We start from the raw sequence: 16667 nt of genomic DNA on the forward strand, positions 1-16667 counted from the left end.
TGGTAGCGCTGCGGACTCTGTCTGCAGGGTGCACAGCGGGGGAGATCTGAAAACGCCTGAAGGTCTGTGGAAGGATCCCTCTTGGTCGCCTCGAGCACCTCTAATAACGAAACCGCTAACACCGCCGACAGCACTGATGGTGCCACTCGCCGGCTTTCATTCGCAAAGATTCACGAACCTCTTGACGTTCCGAATCTGCTTGCCCTGCAGACGGACAGCTTTGACTGGCTGGTCGGCAACGAACGCTGGCAGGCACGCGTAGCAAAGGCTGTCGAAGAAAACGATCTCAGCGTCGCCACCACGTCCGGCCTCTCGGACATCTTCGAAGAAATCTCCCCGATCGAGGACTTCCAGGGCACCATGTCCCTGAGCTTCTCCGATCCGGAGTTCGCCGACCCCAAGTACACCATGGCCGAGTGCAAGGACCGGGACGCAACCTACTCGGCTCCGCTGTACGTCAAGGCCGAGTTCATGAACAACAACACGGGCGAAATCAAGCAGCAGACCGTGTTCATGGGCGACTTCCCGCTGATGACCGAGAAGGGCACCTTCGTGGTCAACGGCACCGAGCGTGTCGTCGTCTCCCAGCTGGTCCGTTCGCCGGGCGCCTACTTCGAGCGCGCCGCTGACAAGACCAGCGACAAGGACATCTTCACTGCCAAGATCATCCCGTCCCGCGGTGCATGGTTCGAGCTCGAAATCGACAAGCGCGACCAGGTCGGCGTCCGCCTCGACCGCAAGCGCAAGCAGTCCGTCACCGTCCTGCTGAAGGCCCTTGGCTGGACCGAAGGCCAGATCCTCGAAGAGTTCGGCCAGTACGACTCCATGCGCGCCACCCTGGAGAAGGACGCTACCGAGACCCGCGAAGACGCGCTGCTGGACATCTACCGCAAGCTGCGTCCGGGCGAGCCGCCCACCGTCGAGGCTGCCCAGTCCCTGCTGGACAACCTGTACTTCAACTCCAAGCGCTACGATCTGGCCAAGGTCGGCCGCTACAAGATCAACCGCAAGCTCGGCATCGACCGCTCCCTTGGCGACAAGGAAGCCTCGGTCCTGCACGTTGAAGACATCGTTGCCATGATCAAGTTCCTCGTCGCGCTGCACGCCGGCGAGAAGACCATTAAGGGCGTCCGCGACGGCCAGGAAGTGGACCTGCGCGTCGAGATCGACGATATCGACCACTTCGGCAACCGCCGCATCCGCGCGGTCGGCGAGCTCATCGAGAACCAGGTCCGCACCGGCCTGTCCCGCATGGAGCGCGTTGTCCGCGAGCGTATGACCACCCAGGACGTCGAGGCCATCACGCCGCAGACCCTGATCAACATCCGCCCCGTGGTTGCAGCCATCAAGGAGTTCTTCGGAACCTCCCAGCTGTCGCAGTTCATGGACCAGAACAACCCGCTCTCGGGCCTGACCCACAAGCGCCGCCTGTCGGCCCTTGGCCCCGGTGGTCTGTCCCGTGACCGCGCCGGCATGGAAGTCCGTGACGTGCACCCGTCCCACTACGGACGTATGTGCCCCATCGAAACCCCTGAAGGCCCGAACATTGGTCTGATCGGTTCGTTGGCATCCTACGGACGCATCAACCCGTTCGGCTTCATCGAGACCCCGTACCGCAAGGTCAAGGACGGCGTCGTGTCCGACGACGTCCAGTACCTGACGGCCGACGACGAGGCTGAGGTGCTGATCGCCCAGGCCAACGCGCCGCTGGACGAGAACAAGCGCTTCGCGGAAGAGACCGTCCTGGTCCGTGCCCGTGGTGGTGGAGGCGAGCCCGTCCTGGTTCCGGCTGAAGACGTCGAGTTCATGGACGTGTCCCCGCGCCAGATGGTGTCCGTGGCTACGGCCCTGATCCCGTTCCTCGAGCACGACGACGCCAACCGCGCACTCATGGGTGCCAACATGCAGCGCCAGGCCGTGCCGCTGGTCCGTTCCGAGGCCCCGTTCGTGGGCACCGGCATGGAGCGCGCCGCTGCCGTGGACGCCGGTGACGTGGTCATCGCCAAGAAGGCCGGTGTGGTCACCGAGGTCTCCGCCGAACTCGTCATCATGCTCAACGACGACGGCACGGAAACCAACTACCGCATCAACAAGTTCGCCCGCTCCAACCAGGGCAACTGCTACAACCACCGTGTCCTGGTGAACGAAGGCCAGCGCCTCGAGGTCGGCGGCATCATCGCCGACGGCCCGGCAACGGACCAGGGTGAGCTTGCCCTCGGCAAGAACCTGCTCGTGGCATTCATGTCCTGGGAAGGCCACAACTTCGAGGACGCCATCATCCTCTCGCAGCGCATCGTTGCCGAGGACGTCCTTTCCTCCATCCACATCGAGGAGCACGAGATCGATGCCCGCGACACCAAGCTTGGTGCCGAGGAAATCACCCGTGACATCCCCAACGTGTCCGAGGAAGTCCTGGCAGGCCTGGACGAGCGTGGCATCATCCACATCGGTGCCGAGGTCGAAGCCGGCGACATCCTGGTCGGAAAGGTCACCCCGAAGGGTGAAACCGAGCTGACCCCGGAAGAGCGCCTGCTGCGCGCCATCTTCGGCGAGAAGTCCCGCGAAGTGCGCGACACCTCCCTGAAGGTTCCCCACGGCGAGTCCGGCACCGTCATCGGCGTCCGCGTCTTCGACCGCGACAACGATGACGAGCTGCCCCGGGCGTCAACCAGCTGGTCCGCGTCTACGTGGCTGCCAAGCGCAAGATCACCGACGGCGACAAGCTCGCCGGCCGCCACGGCAACAAGGGCGTTATCTCCAAGATCCTCCCGGTCGAGGACATGCCCTTCCTTGCGGACGGTACCCCCGTTGATATCGTCCTGAACCCGCTGGGTGTTCCGGGCCGTATGAACGTCGGCCAGGTGCTCGAGACGCACCTTGGCTGGGTCGCCAAGACCGGCTGGAAGATCGAAGGCGAGCCCGAGTGGGTCAAGCAGCTGCCCAACCTGCCGCGCGAGAGTGGCCCCACCACTGTTGCCACTCCGGTGTTCGACGGCGCCCGCGAAGAGGAAATCACGGGCCTGCTGGACTCCACCAACGTGACCCGCGACGGTGAGCGCCTGATCAACTCCTCCGGCAAGACCCGCCTGTTCGACGGCCGCTCCGGCGAGCCGTTCCCGGATCCGATCTCGGTCGGCTACATGTACATCCTGAAGCTCCACCACCTGGTGGACGACAAGATCCACGCCCGCTCCACCGGCCCGTACTCCATGATCACGCAGCAGCCGCTGGGTGGTAAGGCGCAGTTCGGTGGCCAGCGCTTCGGTGAAATGGAAGTGTGGGCGCTCGAAGCCTACGGCGCCGCCTACACGCTCCAGGAACTCCTCACGATCAAGTCCGATGACATCCACGGCCGCGTGAAGGTCTACGAGGCGATCGTCAAGGGCGAGAACATCCCGGAGCCGGGTGTTCCCGAGTCCTTCAAGGTGTTGATCAAGGAAATGCAGTCGCTGTGCCTGAACGTGGAAGTCCTCTCCACGGACGGAACCACAATTGAAATGCGTGACTCTGATGACGCAGTCTTCACGGCTGCGGAGGAACTGGGCATCGATCTGTCTCGTGCAGAGCCCAGCTCCGTAGAAGAGGTCTAAGGAGTCCGACGACGGCGGGCCGCGTCCGCCGTCGTCCTCCTTCCTTCTCCCGCACCCAAGGTGCCCGGTGGTTGTGTTTCGACAGGCTCAACAACCGAGTCGAAACCCCGGCACCGTAAAGACTTCAGAATTTAGAGAACAAGAGAGAACAGGGACCATATGTCCAGCGAATCCTCCTTCGGCCTCATGCAGATCGGCCTCGCCACCGCGGAAGACATCCGCGGCTGGTCTTACGGCGAGGTTAAAGAAGCCGGAAACCATCAACTACCGCACGCTCAAGCCCGAGAAGGACGGCCTCTTCTGCGAGAAGATCTTCGGCCCGTCCCGCGACTGGGAATGCTACTGCGGCAAGTACAAGCGCGTGCGCTTCAAGGGCATCATCTGTGAGCGCTGTGGCGTCGAAGTCACCCGCGCCAAGGTCCGCCGCGAGCGCATGGGCCACATCGAGCTGGCCGCACCGGTCACGCACATCTGGTACTTCAAGGGTGTTCCGTCCCGCCTGGGCTACCTCCTTGACCTGGCACCGAAGGACCTCGAAAAGGTCATCTACTTCGCTGCCTACATGATCACCAGCGTCGACGAGGCGGCCCGCCACGAGGAACTGCCCAACCTGCAGGTTGAGCACGACATCGAGAAGAAGCAGCTGATCGACAACCGCGATTCCGATATCGCCGCGATTGCCCGCGACCTCGAGGGCGAAATCGCGCGCCTGGAGGCCGAAGGCGCCAAGGCTGCCGACAAGAAGAAGGCACGCGACTCCGCCGACCGCCAGATGGCGAACGTGCGCAAGCGTGCCGACGCCGACATCGAGCGCCTCGAGCAGGTCTGGGACCGCTTCAAGAACCTGAAGGTCGCCGACCTCGAAGGTGACGAGGGCCTGTACCGCGAACTGCGTGACCGCTACGGCATGTACTTCGAAGGCTCCATGGGTGCCGAAGCGATCAAGAAGCGCCTTGAAAGCTTCGACATGCAGGCCGAATCCGACCTGCTCCGCGACGTCATCGCCAACGGCAAGGGCCAGCGCAAGACCCGCGCCCTCAAGCGCCTCAAGGTGGTCAATGCGTTCCTGACCACCAACAACAGCCCGCTTGGCATGGTCCTCGACGCCGTCCCGGTGATCCCGCCGGAACTGCGCCCCATGGTCCAGCTGGACGGTGGCCGCTTCGCGACCTCCGACCTCAACGACCTGTACCGCCGCGTGATCAACCGCAACAACCGCCTCAAGCGCCTGCTTGACCTGGGTGCGCCGGAGATCATCGTCAACAACGAGAAGCGCATGCTTCAGGAAGCTGTTGACAGCCTCTTCGACAACGGCCGCCGCGGCCGTCCCGTCACCGGCCCGGGCAACCGTCCGCTGAAGTCCCTGAGCGACATGCTTAAGGGCAAGCAGGGCCGTTTCCGCCAGAACCTCCTCGGCAAGCGCGTCGATTACTCCGGCCGTTCGGTCATCGTCGTCGGCCCGCAGCTGAAGCTGCACCAGTGCGGCCTGCCCAAGCAGATGGCGCTGGAGCTCTTCAAGCCGTTCGTGATGAAGCGCCTGGTTGACCTCAACCACGCCCAGAACATCAAGTCGGCCAAGCGCATGGTGGAGCGTTACCGTCCGCAGGTCTGGGACGTGCTCGAAGAGATCATCACCGAACACCCGGTGCTGCTCAACCGTGCACCTACCCTGCACCGCCTGGGCATCCAGGCGTTCGAGCCGCAGCTCGTTGAAGGCAAGGCCATCCAGCTTCACCCGCTGGTCTGTGGCGCCTTCAACGCCGACTTCGACGGCGACCAGATGGCAGTCCACCTGCCGCTGAGCCCTGAAGCCCAGGCTGAGGCCCGCATCCTGATGCTGTCCTCGAACAACATCCTGAAGCCCTCGGACGGACGCCCGGTCACCCTGCCGTCGCAGGATATGATCATCGGCCTCTACCACCTGACCACCAAGCGGAAGGGTTCGGCCGGCGAGGGCCGCATCTTCGGCTCGGTCTCCGAGGCCATCATGGCGTTCGACGCCCGCGAGCTGCACCTGAACTCGCAGGTCAAGATCCGCCTCGAAGGCTTCGTGCCGTACGCCGGCTGGGAAGCCCCCGAGGGCTGGGAGCCGGGCCAGCCCGCGCTCGTCCAGACCTCCCTGGGCCAGGTGCTCTTCAACGAGACCCTGCCTGAGGACTACCCGTGGGTTGAGGCTGTTGCCGACAAGGGCGAACTGTCCCGCATCGTCAACGACCTCGCCGAGCGCTACCCGAAGGTCGTCACGGCTGCCACGCTGGACAACCTGAAGGACGCCGGTTTCTACTGGGCCACCCGCTCGGGCGTCACCGTCGCCATCTCCGACATCGAGGTCCCGGCCGCAAAGCCGGAAATCCTTGCCGGGTACGAGGAGCGTGCAGCGAAGATCCAGGGCCAGTACGACAAGGGCCTGATCGACGACGACGAGCGCCGCCAGGAACTGATCGAGATCTGGAACAAGGCAACCAACGAGATCGCTTCGGTGATGCGCGAGAGCCTGTCCCCGATGAACACCATTAACCGCATGGTGTCCTCCGGTGCACGTGGTAACTGGATGCAGGTCCGCCAGATCGCGGGTATCCGTGGCCTGGTGGCCAACCCGAAGGGTGAAATCATCCCGCGCCCCATCAAGTCCTCCTACCGTGAGGGCCTGTCGGTGCTGGAATACTTCATCGCCACGCACGGTGCCCGTAAGGGCCTCGCCGATACTGCTCTGCGTACCGCCAACTCGGGTTACCTGACCCGTCGTCTGGTGGACGTGTCCCAGGACGTCATCGTCCGCGAAGAGGACTGCGGCACCGAGCGCGGCCTGGTCACGCCCATCGCCGTCGCCGACGCCAATGGCGAGCTGGTGCTGGACGAGAACGTCGAGAACAGTGCCTACGCACGTACGCTCGCCGTCGACGTCGTGGACTCCGAGGGCAAGGTCCTCGCAGCCGCCGGCACCGACTGCGGTGACGTGGTGATCGATGAGCTGTTCAAGGCAGGCATCACCGAGGTCAAGGTCCGCTCCGTACTCACCTGTGAGTCCAGCGTCGGAACCTGTGCGCTGTGCTACGGCCGTTCACTGGCCACCGGCAAGACCGTGGACATCGGCGAGGCCGTGGGCATTATCGCCGCACAGTCCATCGGTGAGCCCGGTACCCAGCTGACCATGCGTACGTTCCACACCGGTGGTGCTGTTTCCGCCAGCGGTGGCGACGACATCACCCAGGGTCTGCCCCGTATCCAGGAGCTCTTCGAAGCCCGTACTCCGAAGGGTGTCGCACCGATTGCTGAAGCAGCCGGCCGCATCACCATCGAAGAGTCCGAGCGCCAGATGCGCCTGGTCATCACCCCGGATGACGGAACCGAAGAGATCGCCTACCCGGTCCTTCGCCGTTCACGCCTGCTGATCGAGGATGGCGACCACGTCACCGTCGGCCAGAAGCTGATCAACGGACCGGTGGACCCCAAGCAGGTCCTGCGCATCATGGGTCCGCGTGCTGCACAGAAGTTCCTGGTGGACGAAGTCCAGGGCGTGTACCGCAGCCAGGGCATCGGTATCCACGACAAGCACGTCGAGGTTATCGTCCGCCAGATGCTGCGCCGCGTCACGGTCATCGAGTCCGGCGAATCGGACCTGCTCCCCGGCGAACTCGCCGAGCGGAGCCGCTTCGAGGACGCCAACCGCCGCGTTGTATCCGAGGGCAAGACTCCGGCATCCGGACGTCCCGAGCTCATGGGTATCACCAAGGCATCGCTGGCCACCGAGTCCTGGCTGTCGGCAGCTTCCTTCCAGGAGACCACCCGCGTCCTGACGCAGGCGGCCATGGAAGGCAAGAGCGATCCGCTGCTTGGCCTCAAGGAGAACGTCATCATCGGTAAGCTGATCCCGGCCGGCACGGGCCTCCCGCGCTACACCGAGGTCACCGTCGAGCCCACTGAGGAAGCGAAGGCCAACCTGTTCACAGGCCCCAGCGCATTCAGTGACTTCTCGTACGACACCCTGGGCGGCGACGGAGCTCCTGAGTTCCACGCCATCCCGCTGGATGACTACGACCTGGGCAACGACTTCCGGTAGACGTGCCTGTAAGGGATGGTCCCGCACCGTACGGTGCGGGACCATCCCCGTTAACAGGGCCGATTAAGGCATGGAGGCCGTCCATGCTAGACTTGTTACCAATTGTTATTGTGGCAGTGGATGAGTGCGCCGGCACCAGCTGAAAGGCTGAGCCAGAGCGACGTTTCCGGTTTGCAGGGTTCTTGTGCAACGTATGCCACATTTTCGCATGCCTAGGGACATTTTGACGCGAGTCGGGTCACGGGCATGGGATCCGACTATTAAGGCTTCGCCTTCGCCGCCTCCGGAGATTCCTCCAAGGGCCCGGGCGGCGGGGCAACGCAACAAGAGAGCGGCCGGAAGCGGCTGTTCCGGATAAAACGGAGAACACGAGAGTGCCTACGATTAACCAGCTGGTCCGCAAGGGCCGCACGCCTAAGGTCTCAAAGACCAAGGCTCCCGCGCTTAAGGGCAGCCCGATGCGCCGCGGTGTTTGCACCCGCGTCTACACCACCACCCCCAAGAAGCCGAACTCGGCTCTGCGTAAGGTGGCACGTGTGCGCCTCAACGGCGGCGTGGAAGTAACCGCCTACATCCCCGGTGTTGGCCACAACCTGCAGGAGCACTCCATTGTGCTCGTTCGCGGTGGTCGTGTTAAGGACCTCCCGGGTGTCCGCTACAAGATCGTCCGTGGCGCCCTCGATACCCAGGGCGTGAAGAACCGTAAGCAGGCCCGCAGCCGCTACGGCGCAAAGATGGAGAAGAAGTAATATGCCTCGCAAGGGTCCGGCCCCCAAGCGGCCGCTCGTTTCGGATCCGGTTTACGGCTCCCCGCTGGTAACCCAGCTCATCAACAAGGTGCTCGTTGACGGCAAGAAGTCCACGGCAGAGCGCATCGTCTACGGTGCCCTCGAAGGCGCACGCGCCAAGTCCGGCGGCGACCCCGTAGCAGCCCTGAAGAAGGCCATGGACAACGTCAAGCCTTCCCTCGAGGTCCGCTCCCGCCGTGTCGGTGGCGCCACGTACCAGGTTCCGGTTGAGGTTAAGCCGGGCCGCTCCACCGCACTCGCCCTGCGGTGGCTGGTGGGCTACTCCAAGGCCCGCCGTGAGAAGACCATGACCGAGCGCCTCCAGAACGAAATCCTGGATGCCTCCAACGGTCTCGGTGCCGCTGTGAAGCGTCGCGAAGACACCCACAAGATGGCCGAGTCCAACAAGGCCTTCGCACACTACCGCTGGTAATACTCCCCGGACGCCGCCGGCTCAAAAGAGCCGGCGGCGAACGCGTAGTCCATCCCAAAAGGAGACCCCGTGGCACAGGACGTGCTTACCGACCTTAGTAAGGTCCGCAACATCGGCATCATGGCCCACATTGATGCCGGCAAGACCACCACAACCGAGCGCATCCTGTTCTACACGGGTGTGAACCACAAGATCGGCGAAACGCACGACGGCGCTTCGACCACTGACTGGATGGAACAGGAAAAGGAACGCGGCATCACCATCACGTCTGCCGCCGTGACCTGCTTCTGGGAAAACAACCAGATCAACATCATCGACACCCCCGGCCACGTTGACTTCACCGTTGAGGTAGAGCGCTCCCTGCGCGTCCTCGACGGCGCCGTTGCCGTCTTCGATGGCAAGGAAGGCGTTGAGCCGCAGTCCGAGACCGTGTGGCGCCAGGCTGACAAGTACAACGTCCCGCGTATCTGCTTCGTCAACAAGATGGACAAGCTGGGTGCTGACTTCTACTTCACCGTAGACACCATCATCAGCCGCCTCGGTGCCAAGCCGCTGGTCATGCAGCTGCCCATCGGTGCCGAGAACGACTTCATCGGCGTCGTGGACCTGCTCTACATGCGCGCACTGGTGTGGCCCGGCGATGCCAAGGGTGACGTCACCATGGGTGCGAAGTACGAGATCCAGGAGATCCCGGCTGACCTCCAGGAGAAGGCTGAAGAGTACCGCGCGCAGCTGGTTGAGACCGTTGCCGAGGCCTCCGAGGAACTCATGGAGAAGTACCTCGAAGGCGAAGAGCTCACCATCGACGAGCTCAAGGCCGGCATCCGCAAGATGACCATCAACTCCGAGCTGTACCCGGTCTTCTGTGGCTCCGCCTTCAAGAACCGCGGCGTGCAGCCCATGCTCGACGCAGTGGTGGACTACCTGCCTAACCCGCTCGACGTTCCTCCGATGATCGGTCACGATCCGAAGGACGAAGAGAAGGAACTGACCCGCAAGCCTTCCGCCGACGAGCCGTTCTCGGCCCTGGCGTTCAAGATTGCGGCACACCCGTTCTTCGGCCAGCTCACCTTCATCCGCGTGTACTCCGGCCACGTTGAATCCGGAGCCCAGGTGGTCAACTCCACCAAGGGCAAGAAGGAGCGCATCGGCAAGCTGTTCCAGATGCACGCCAACAAGGAAATGCCCGTTGAGGCAGCCACCGCCGGCCACATCTACGCAGCGATCGGCCTGAAGGACACCACCACGGGCGACACCCTGTGTGATGCCAACAACCAGATCGTCCTCGAGTCCATGAGCTTCCCGGAGCCCGTGATCTCCGTGGCCATCGAGCCGAACACCAAGGGTGACCAGGAGAAGCTCTCCACGGCCATCCAGAAGCTCTCCGCTGAGGACCCCACCTTCCAGGTGTCCCTCAACGAAGACACCGGCCAGACCATCATCGCCGGCATGGGCGAACTCCACCTGGACATCCTGGTGGACCGCATGCGCCGCGAATTCAAGGTCGAGGCCAACGTGGGCAAGCCGCAGGTTGCTTACCGCGAAACCATCAAGCGTGCCGTGGAGCGCCACGACTACACGCACAAGAAGCAGACCGGTGGTTCCGGCCAGTTCGCAAAGGTCCAGATCGCGATCGAGCCGCTGGACACGGCCGAGGGCGAGCTGTACGAGTTCGAGAACAAGGTCACCGGTGGCCGCGTTCCGCGCGAGTACATCCCGTCTGTGGACGCCGGTATCCAGGACGCCCTGAATGACGGTGTGCTGGCCGGTTACCCGGTTGTCGGCATCAAGGCAACGCTGATTGACGGCGCCTACCACGATGTTGACTCCTCGGAAATGGCGTTCAAGATCGCCGGCCGCATGGCTTTCAAGGAAGCTGCGCGGAAGGCAAACCCGGTTCTGCTCGAACCGCTGATGGATGTCGAGGTCCGCACCCCTGAGGAATACATGGGTGACGTTATCGGTGACCTCAACTCCCGTCGTGGCCAGATGCAGTCCATGGAGGACGCAGCAGGCGTCAAGGTTGTTCGTGCACACGTTCCGCTGTCCGGCATGTTCGGTTACATCGGCGACCTGCGTTCGAAGACCCAGGGCCGTGCTGTCTACTCCATGACGTTCAACAGCTACGCCGAGGTCCCGAAGGCAGTTGCCGACGAGATCATCCAGAAGAGCCGCGGCGAGTAGTCCTTCGGACTTTCAAAGCGAACACCTCGGGTGCGCCCGCCGGAAACGGAAAGCGCAGCCAGTACAGGTGGCCGGGCCTGGTCCCGGCCGGATCCGGCCACCTGTACGAACAGGCTCAAGGGACTAGTATTAGTTCCTGAATCTGCAATTTCACCAATCCAAAGCCCCCAAGTAGACTTGCCTGAGTTTCTGCCGCGAGAAGCGCGGTTAGAGGGCAAGCCATTTGAAAACGTTCTAGGAGGAACCTGTGGCAAAGGCAAAGTTCGAGCGGACTAAGCCGCACGTCAACATCGGCACCATCGGTCACGTTGACCACGGTAAGACGACGCTGACGGCCGCCATTTCCAAGGTGCTGTACGACAAGTACCCGGATCTCAACGAGAAGCGCGACTTCGCGTCGATCGACTCTGCTCCCGAAGAGCGTCAGCGCGGTATTACCATCAACATCTCCCACGTGGAGTACCAGACCGAGAAGCGTCACTACGCACACGTTGACGCCCCCGGTCACGCTGACTACATCAAGAACATGATCACCGGTGCTGCCCAGATGGACGGCGCAATCCTCGTGGTTGCTGCTACCGACGGCCCCATGGCACAGACCCGCGAGCACGTTTTGCTCGCCCGCCAGGTTGGTGTTCCCTACCTGCTGGTCGCGCTGAACAAGGCTGACATGGTTGAGGACGAGGAACTCCTCGACCTCGTTGAAATGGAAGTTCGTGAGCTCCTGAGCTCGCAGGGCTTCGATGGCGACGACGCTCCGGTTGTCCGCGTTTCCGGCCTGAAGGCCCTGGAAGGCGACCCCGAGTGGGTCAAGTCCGTTGAGGACCTGATGGCTGCTGTGGACGAGTCCGTTCCGGACCCCGTTCGTGACCGCGACAAGCCGTTCCTGATGCCGATCGAAGACGTCTTTACCATCACCGGTCGTGGCACCGTTGTTACGGGCCGCGCCGAGCGTGGAACCCTCGCCATCAACTCCGAGGTTGAGATCGTCGGCATCCGCCCGGTCCAGAAGACCACGGTTACCGGTATCGAGATGTTCCACAAGCAGCTCGACGAAGCATGGGCCGGCGAGAACTGTGGCCTCCTGCTCCGCGGTCTGAAGCGCGACGACGTCGAGCGTGGCCAGGTTGTCGTCAAGCCGGGTTCCATCACCCCGCACACCGACTTCGAGGCCAACGTCTACATCCTGTCCAAGGACGAAGGCGGACGCCACAACCCGTTCTACTCGAACTACCGCCCGCAGTTCTACTTCCGCACGACGGACGTTACCGGCGTTATCACCCTGCCCGAGGGCACGGAAATGGTTATGCCCGGCGACAACACTGAGATGACCGTTGCGCTCATCCAGCCGATCGCTATGGAAGAGGGCCTCGGCTTCGCTATCCGCGAAGGCGGCCGCACCGTGGGTTCGGGACGCGTTACCAAGATCATCAAGTAGTCCTTGCTGATCACCGGATCATGGGGGAATAGACCCGCATAATCCACAGAAAGCCCCGCTGCCATGTGCAGCGGGGCTTTCTTTTGCTACCGTTAATCCAGTCATTGGATAAATTGCAGTCGTACAGTACTGCCTAGCGAGAGGAAGCGGCATGAGGGATGCATCCTACGAGGCGGGGTACCGGGACGGCCACCTCCAGGGGTGGCTGGACGCGATGGCGAAGGTCGCCCAGGAGCGGCAGCCGAAGTCCATGCCGCCGCTGCAGTCCGTGCCCGGGATAGCCGCGCCTGTTATTGGAAGGACGCCGCCGCCCCAGCCCCCAGCCCGGCCCCCTGCCCGGCAGCAGCCTGCCGCGAAAGTGCTCCCGCCGGCCAGGCAGCAAACGTATCCTGCCAGGCCGGCACGTCTCGCCGAATCCGACGAAGAACGCAAGGCCCGCCGGGAGCGCCGGGACCGGCAGAACATCAACGTCACGCTGTACGTTGCCAGCCTCCTCCTTGTTGCGGCAGCGGCGCTGTTCGTGGGGACCGGGTTGGCGCCGATGTTCCGCTTCGCCGGCGTCTGCGCAGTCGCTGCCCTGTTCTACGCCTCGGGACTGGTCCTTCACCGGAGGGTCCACCGGCTCAGGCCTGCCGCCGTGGCGTTCACCGGTACGGGCCTCGCGCTGATACCGGTGATCGGCCTTGCCCTGTATAACTTCGTGTTGTTCCACGGACCAGCAGTCTGGCTGCTGACGTCCCTCGCCGGAACCTTCGCTTACATCGCCGCCGCCCTTCGGCTCGAGAGCAGGGTCCTGGTGTACCTGTCGTTAACGTTCGTCGTTTCAACAGCATGGTCCGGCGTTGCCGTGCTGGGTGGCGCCCTCGTGTGGTACTTCGTTGCTCTCGCAGGCGTGGCGGTGCTGTTTACGGTGGTGTCCCTGCTGCGGCCGGGATGGCTTCCTCCTGTCTTCACCAGGCCCTTGGCCACCCTCCACCCTCTGGTGGTGCCGGCGGTTGCCTTGGTATCGACCTTCTTCCCGCTGCTGCTGGCCAGGTGGGAGTATGCCCTGGTCCTGGGCATCTGCGGGGTGTACTTCGGCGTGATGACCGCCGTCCGGGGCGCCCCGTTCAGGCTGTTGAATTTCTATGCTGCGCGGCTGGCGCTGACTGTGTCCGGCAGTGTAGCGGTGTGGGAAGTCACGGGCCACGGGGCGGATGCGTTGTTCGCTGCCGGGCTGTTCCTGGCGCTGCAGTCCACCGCAACCGCCTTTGGCGGTCGCGTCCTGGCCGGCTGGTTTCCAGGTGACGCCGCCGCGGCAGGGTGGCTGGCCAGGCAACCACAGGCGCCCGACGGCGGCACTTTGCGGAGTGCCGGGTGGTGGCGCCTTGACGCGCTCCTGACACATGCGGCGCACTTCGCGGTGACGGCGGCGTTGGCCGCCGTCACCGCGCTGCCGGGAACGGCGGTTGCCTCCCTGCAGGGCGACAGCCTGGTACCGCTCTGGCTGCCGGCCTTGATCCTGCTGCTCGCCGGCTTCGTGCTGGCTGCAAGGCTCCAGGGCGGCGCTGAACTGGCACCGTTCGCGGCCTTGGGGCTGGCCTGGTTCTTCAGTCCGGTGCTGGGGGAGTGGGCGTTTGCGGCCTTGCCGCTGCTGGCGTCGCTCATCTGGCTGGCGAGGGCGCTCCGGAAGGGGGAGGAACGGCCGGGGCTGCTGGTGCTGAACGCCCGGGTTGCCGCTACCTTGGCGGTTCCCGCGGCGGCAGCGGCCCTCACGCAGGGGGTTCTGCAGAACCACGCGGTGTGGTTCGGCGTTGTTGCGGTGGCAGTCAGCCAGCAGTTGTTGTCCGCAGCATTGCAGCGCCTGGGGCACGCCGCTCTTGCTTCGCAAGCCACACTGGCCGCTTTTTCAGGCCTTGGTGTTGTGGGAGTCGCCGTCCTGGCGTCAGTCGACGCCACCCGTGGAAATCTCCTGACAATGGTCGCGATCCTGCTGCAGTTGCTGGCAGCTCTGTCCACCGGCCTGATGCTGCTCCGGCGTCCTGCCGATCCAGCACCTGGCGTCCCACCGTTGGCGAACTGCTGCCGCTTGTGGTTTCCGCCGTCATGGTGGAATTCGCCTTTCGGCTGGTTTCCACCGGCGCAGGAAACGTGGCGCTTGTGCTGCTGCTGGCATATGTGGCTGGTGTCGCATTGACGCTGCCTGCCCGCCTCCACCGCTGGAGCTACTGGTGGCTGGCGAGGGTTACGGGAACAATCCTGGTGCTGACGGCGTTCGGGCAGCTTGTGCAGGGTGGGGCCGTGCCCGTCCTGGCCAGGGAGCAGGTCCGGCCGGCCACCATGCTGGCCGTGGCCCTGGGACTCCAGCTGGTCCTTGTCCTGGGTGCGTATCTCCGGCAGCGCACGCCGCGCGGTGTGACAGTTGATATCGGCCTGGTCCTCGTGGTGCAGCTGATCGCCGCCCTGACGGCCCCGCTGGGTGAAGGAAGCTGGCAGGCCGTCTTTGTTCCGGCCGTGGCGGCCGGATCGGCCGTGCTGGCCGGGTACGTACTGCGGCGTGAGGGTGGCGCCGAATGGTTTGCGCCGGGGGCGTTCGTTGTCCTGGTGTACCTCTCGTCCGGCAACCTGCTCCTCGTAGAGGTGCTGCTCGGCATTTTCGCACTGTTCGCCGCAGTCATGGTGCCGGCTGCTTCCTCCTCCCTGCAGAAAGGGTGGTACTTCGTCGCGGCCCGTGTGTTGACGGCTGCACTGGCGGTGGTCCTCAGCTACGACATCACTGCTTCGCCGGCCGCGGTGTCCCTGACGTTCGCCTTGGTCCTTGCGGCCCAGCATGCGGTGCGCTGGTTGCTGCGGTCCAGCCTGCAGTCGGTGCCGTTCCAGCAGGCAGCCGTCTGGATTACGCTGGCCGGACAGGCCCTGCTGCCCCTGGGATACGCCCTCCGCTACGGCCAGGCGGGTGAAAGCGGGGGCCGCGGCGTCCTGTTCCTGGAGCTGGCGCTGCTGCTCGTATCCGCTGTGCTGGCCCGCCGTCTGTTTGTTGCCCGCGGTGCCCTGTACTTCGGCCTCTACGCCGTGTTGTTCGGGGTGCTGGTGCTCGGTCCGTTCGCTACTTTCGGGGCCGGGCCGCTGTTGGGATACACGGAAACCTCAGCGGTCCTCATGCTCCTGGGCCTCCTCGCAGCAGGGGCAGGCGTGCTGGGGAACCGTCGGCACACTACGCCTGCCGGGGTGGAGCGTTGGCTGTGGCTTGTTGCAGCAGTATCTTTCACAGGCACAGCCCTGCTGGTTGCACCGCAGGCGGCGGGCTGGGTTTCCGGCACCGCCGTCCTTGCCCTGGCCGCTGTCCTGTTCATTGCCTCAGACGTTGAACGGATCCCGGCGCTGTACCCGCCCGCGGCGGCAGCACTGCCCACCGGCGCGTTCATGCTCGCAGGCCCAGTATTTGACGGGCTCGGTGGGGACTGGGGCCGCTATCTTCCGTGGCTGGCCGGCCCCGGACTTGCGGCCGCAGCCCTGTATGCGCTGCGCCGGGCCAGGGCCTCCCGCCTGGTCCAGGAGCCGCTGCGCCGCTGGTCACTGGCGGGCGCATCCTTCCTGGGCTTCGGCACAGCTGCGCTGGCCGGGCTTCCGGTCGATTCAACAGCGTGGTGTGCTGCTGCACTGCTGGCTTGTGCTGCCGGAGTCGCCGTGCTTGAAGCCCCTGCAGCACTGCGCCGCGTAGCGGCGGAAATCGGGGCACTGGCAGTGGTTGCGGCGGCCCAGCGGGCGGCCCTCTTCAGATTCGATACAGCGGACCTGCCGGACCCCTTCTGGGCAGTCCAGTGGTACGTGGTGCTGGGAACCTTGCTCGCAGCCTTGCGGTACCTTGCCGGCCAGAACGCGCCTGGCCGGGCTCTTGCAACGGCGTCGGCTGCCCTGCTCACGCTGTCCGGCGCCGGAGTTGTCGCGGGCGGGACTGGCGGCCAGCAGTTGTGGCTCCTGCTCCTTCTGGCCGGGCTGCTGGTGGCGGGCCTGGTACTGGGGACCGGTTCTTTGTTCGTTGGGGCGCCGGCGGGGTTGCTGCCTGCATCCTGTGGGCAATGCGGGAGTACACCTTCGCGCTGCTGGCGATTGTCGCCGTCGGACTGATTGCCTTTGCCGTGTGGCGCCTCAACCGCAGCACGGGCGCTGAAGCTGCCGGCGGGAAGGACGGCCC

6 protein-coding genes and 2 pseudogenes are annotated in these 16667 nt (G+C 64.2%); all 8 read left to right on the plus strand.

All coding sequences use genetic code 11. From position 1 onward, the window contains the following. Window positions 1-81 precede the first annotated feature (81 nt). The 8 genes and pseudogenes from rpoB to ACPEE0_RS05200 all read left to right on the plus strand — a co-directional run bounded on the left by rpoB (window position 82) and on the right by ACPEE0_RS05200 (window position 16600). Window positions 82-3590: pseudogene (gene rpoB, locus ACPEE0_RS05165) on the plus strand (DNA-directed RNA polymerase subunit beta). Window positions 3591-3749: 159 nt separating this feature from the next. Next, a pseudogene (locus tag ACPEE0_RS05170) lies at window positions 3750-7650 on the plus strand (DNA-directed RNA polymerase subunit beta'). A gap of 374 nt (window positions 7651-8024) precedes the next feature. Further along, window positions 8025-8399, plus strand: a complete 375-nt coding sequence (gene rpsL / locus ACPEE0_RS05175; RefSeq protein ID WP_009358312.1) for a 30S ribosomal protein S12 — start codon at window positions 8025-8027, stop codon at window positions 8397-8399. A gap of 1 nt (window position 8400) precedes the next feature. Next, window positions 8401-8871 carry a 30S ribosomal protein S7 gene (gene rpsG, locus ACPEE0_RS05180; RefSeq protein WP_003803829.1) on the plus strand — a complete coding sequence of 157 codons (471 nt, stop codon included), beginning with the start codon at window positions 8401-8403 and terminating at the stop codon, window positions 8869-8871. A 69-nt stretch (window positions 8872-8940) separates the two neighbouring features. Further along, entirely contained in the window at window positions 8941-11055 is a 2115-nt protein-coding gene (fusA, locus tag ACPEE0_RS05185) for an elongation factor G (RefSeq protein ID WP_009358311.1), read from the plus strand. 247 nt (window positions 11056-11302) lie between these two features. Beyond that, window positions 11303-12493: an elongation factor Tu gene (gene tuf / locus ACPEE0_RS05190; protein ID WP_009358310.1), complete on the plus strand. Its 1191-nt coding sequence runs from the start codon at window positions 11303-11305 to the stop codon at window positions 12491-12493. Window positions 12494-12644: 151 nt separating this feature from the next. Next, window positions 12645-14669, plus strand: a complete 2025-nt coding sequence (locus ACPEE0_RS05195) for a hypothetical protein (RefSeq protein WP_424574088.1) — start codon at window positions 12645-12647, stop codon at window positions 14667-14669. After that, window positions 14624-16600, plus strand: coding sequence for a hypothetical protein (locus tag ACPEE0_RS05200; protein WP_424574089.1), 1977 nt, complete (start codon window positions 14624-14626; stop codon window positions 16598-16600). The genes ACPEE0_RS05195 and ACPEE0_RS05200 overlap by 46 nt, the downstream gene beginning before the upstream one ends. Window positions 16601-16667: the final 67 nt, after the last annotated feature.

The organism is Arthrobacter sp. SD76 (assembly GCF_049726125.1).
Classification (GTDB): Bacteria; Actinomycetota; Actinomycetes; order Actinomycetales; family Micrococcaceae; genus Arthrobacter; species Arthrobacter nitrophenolicus.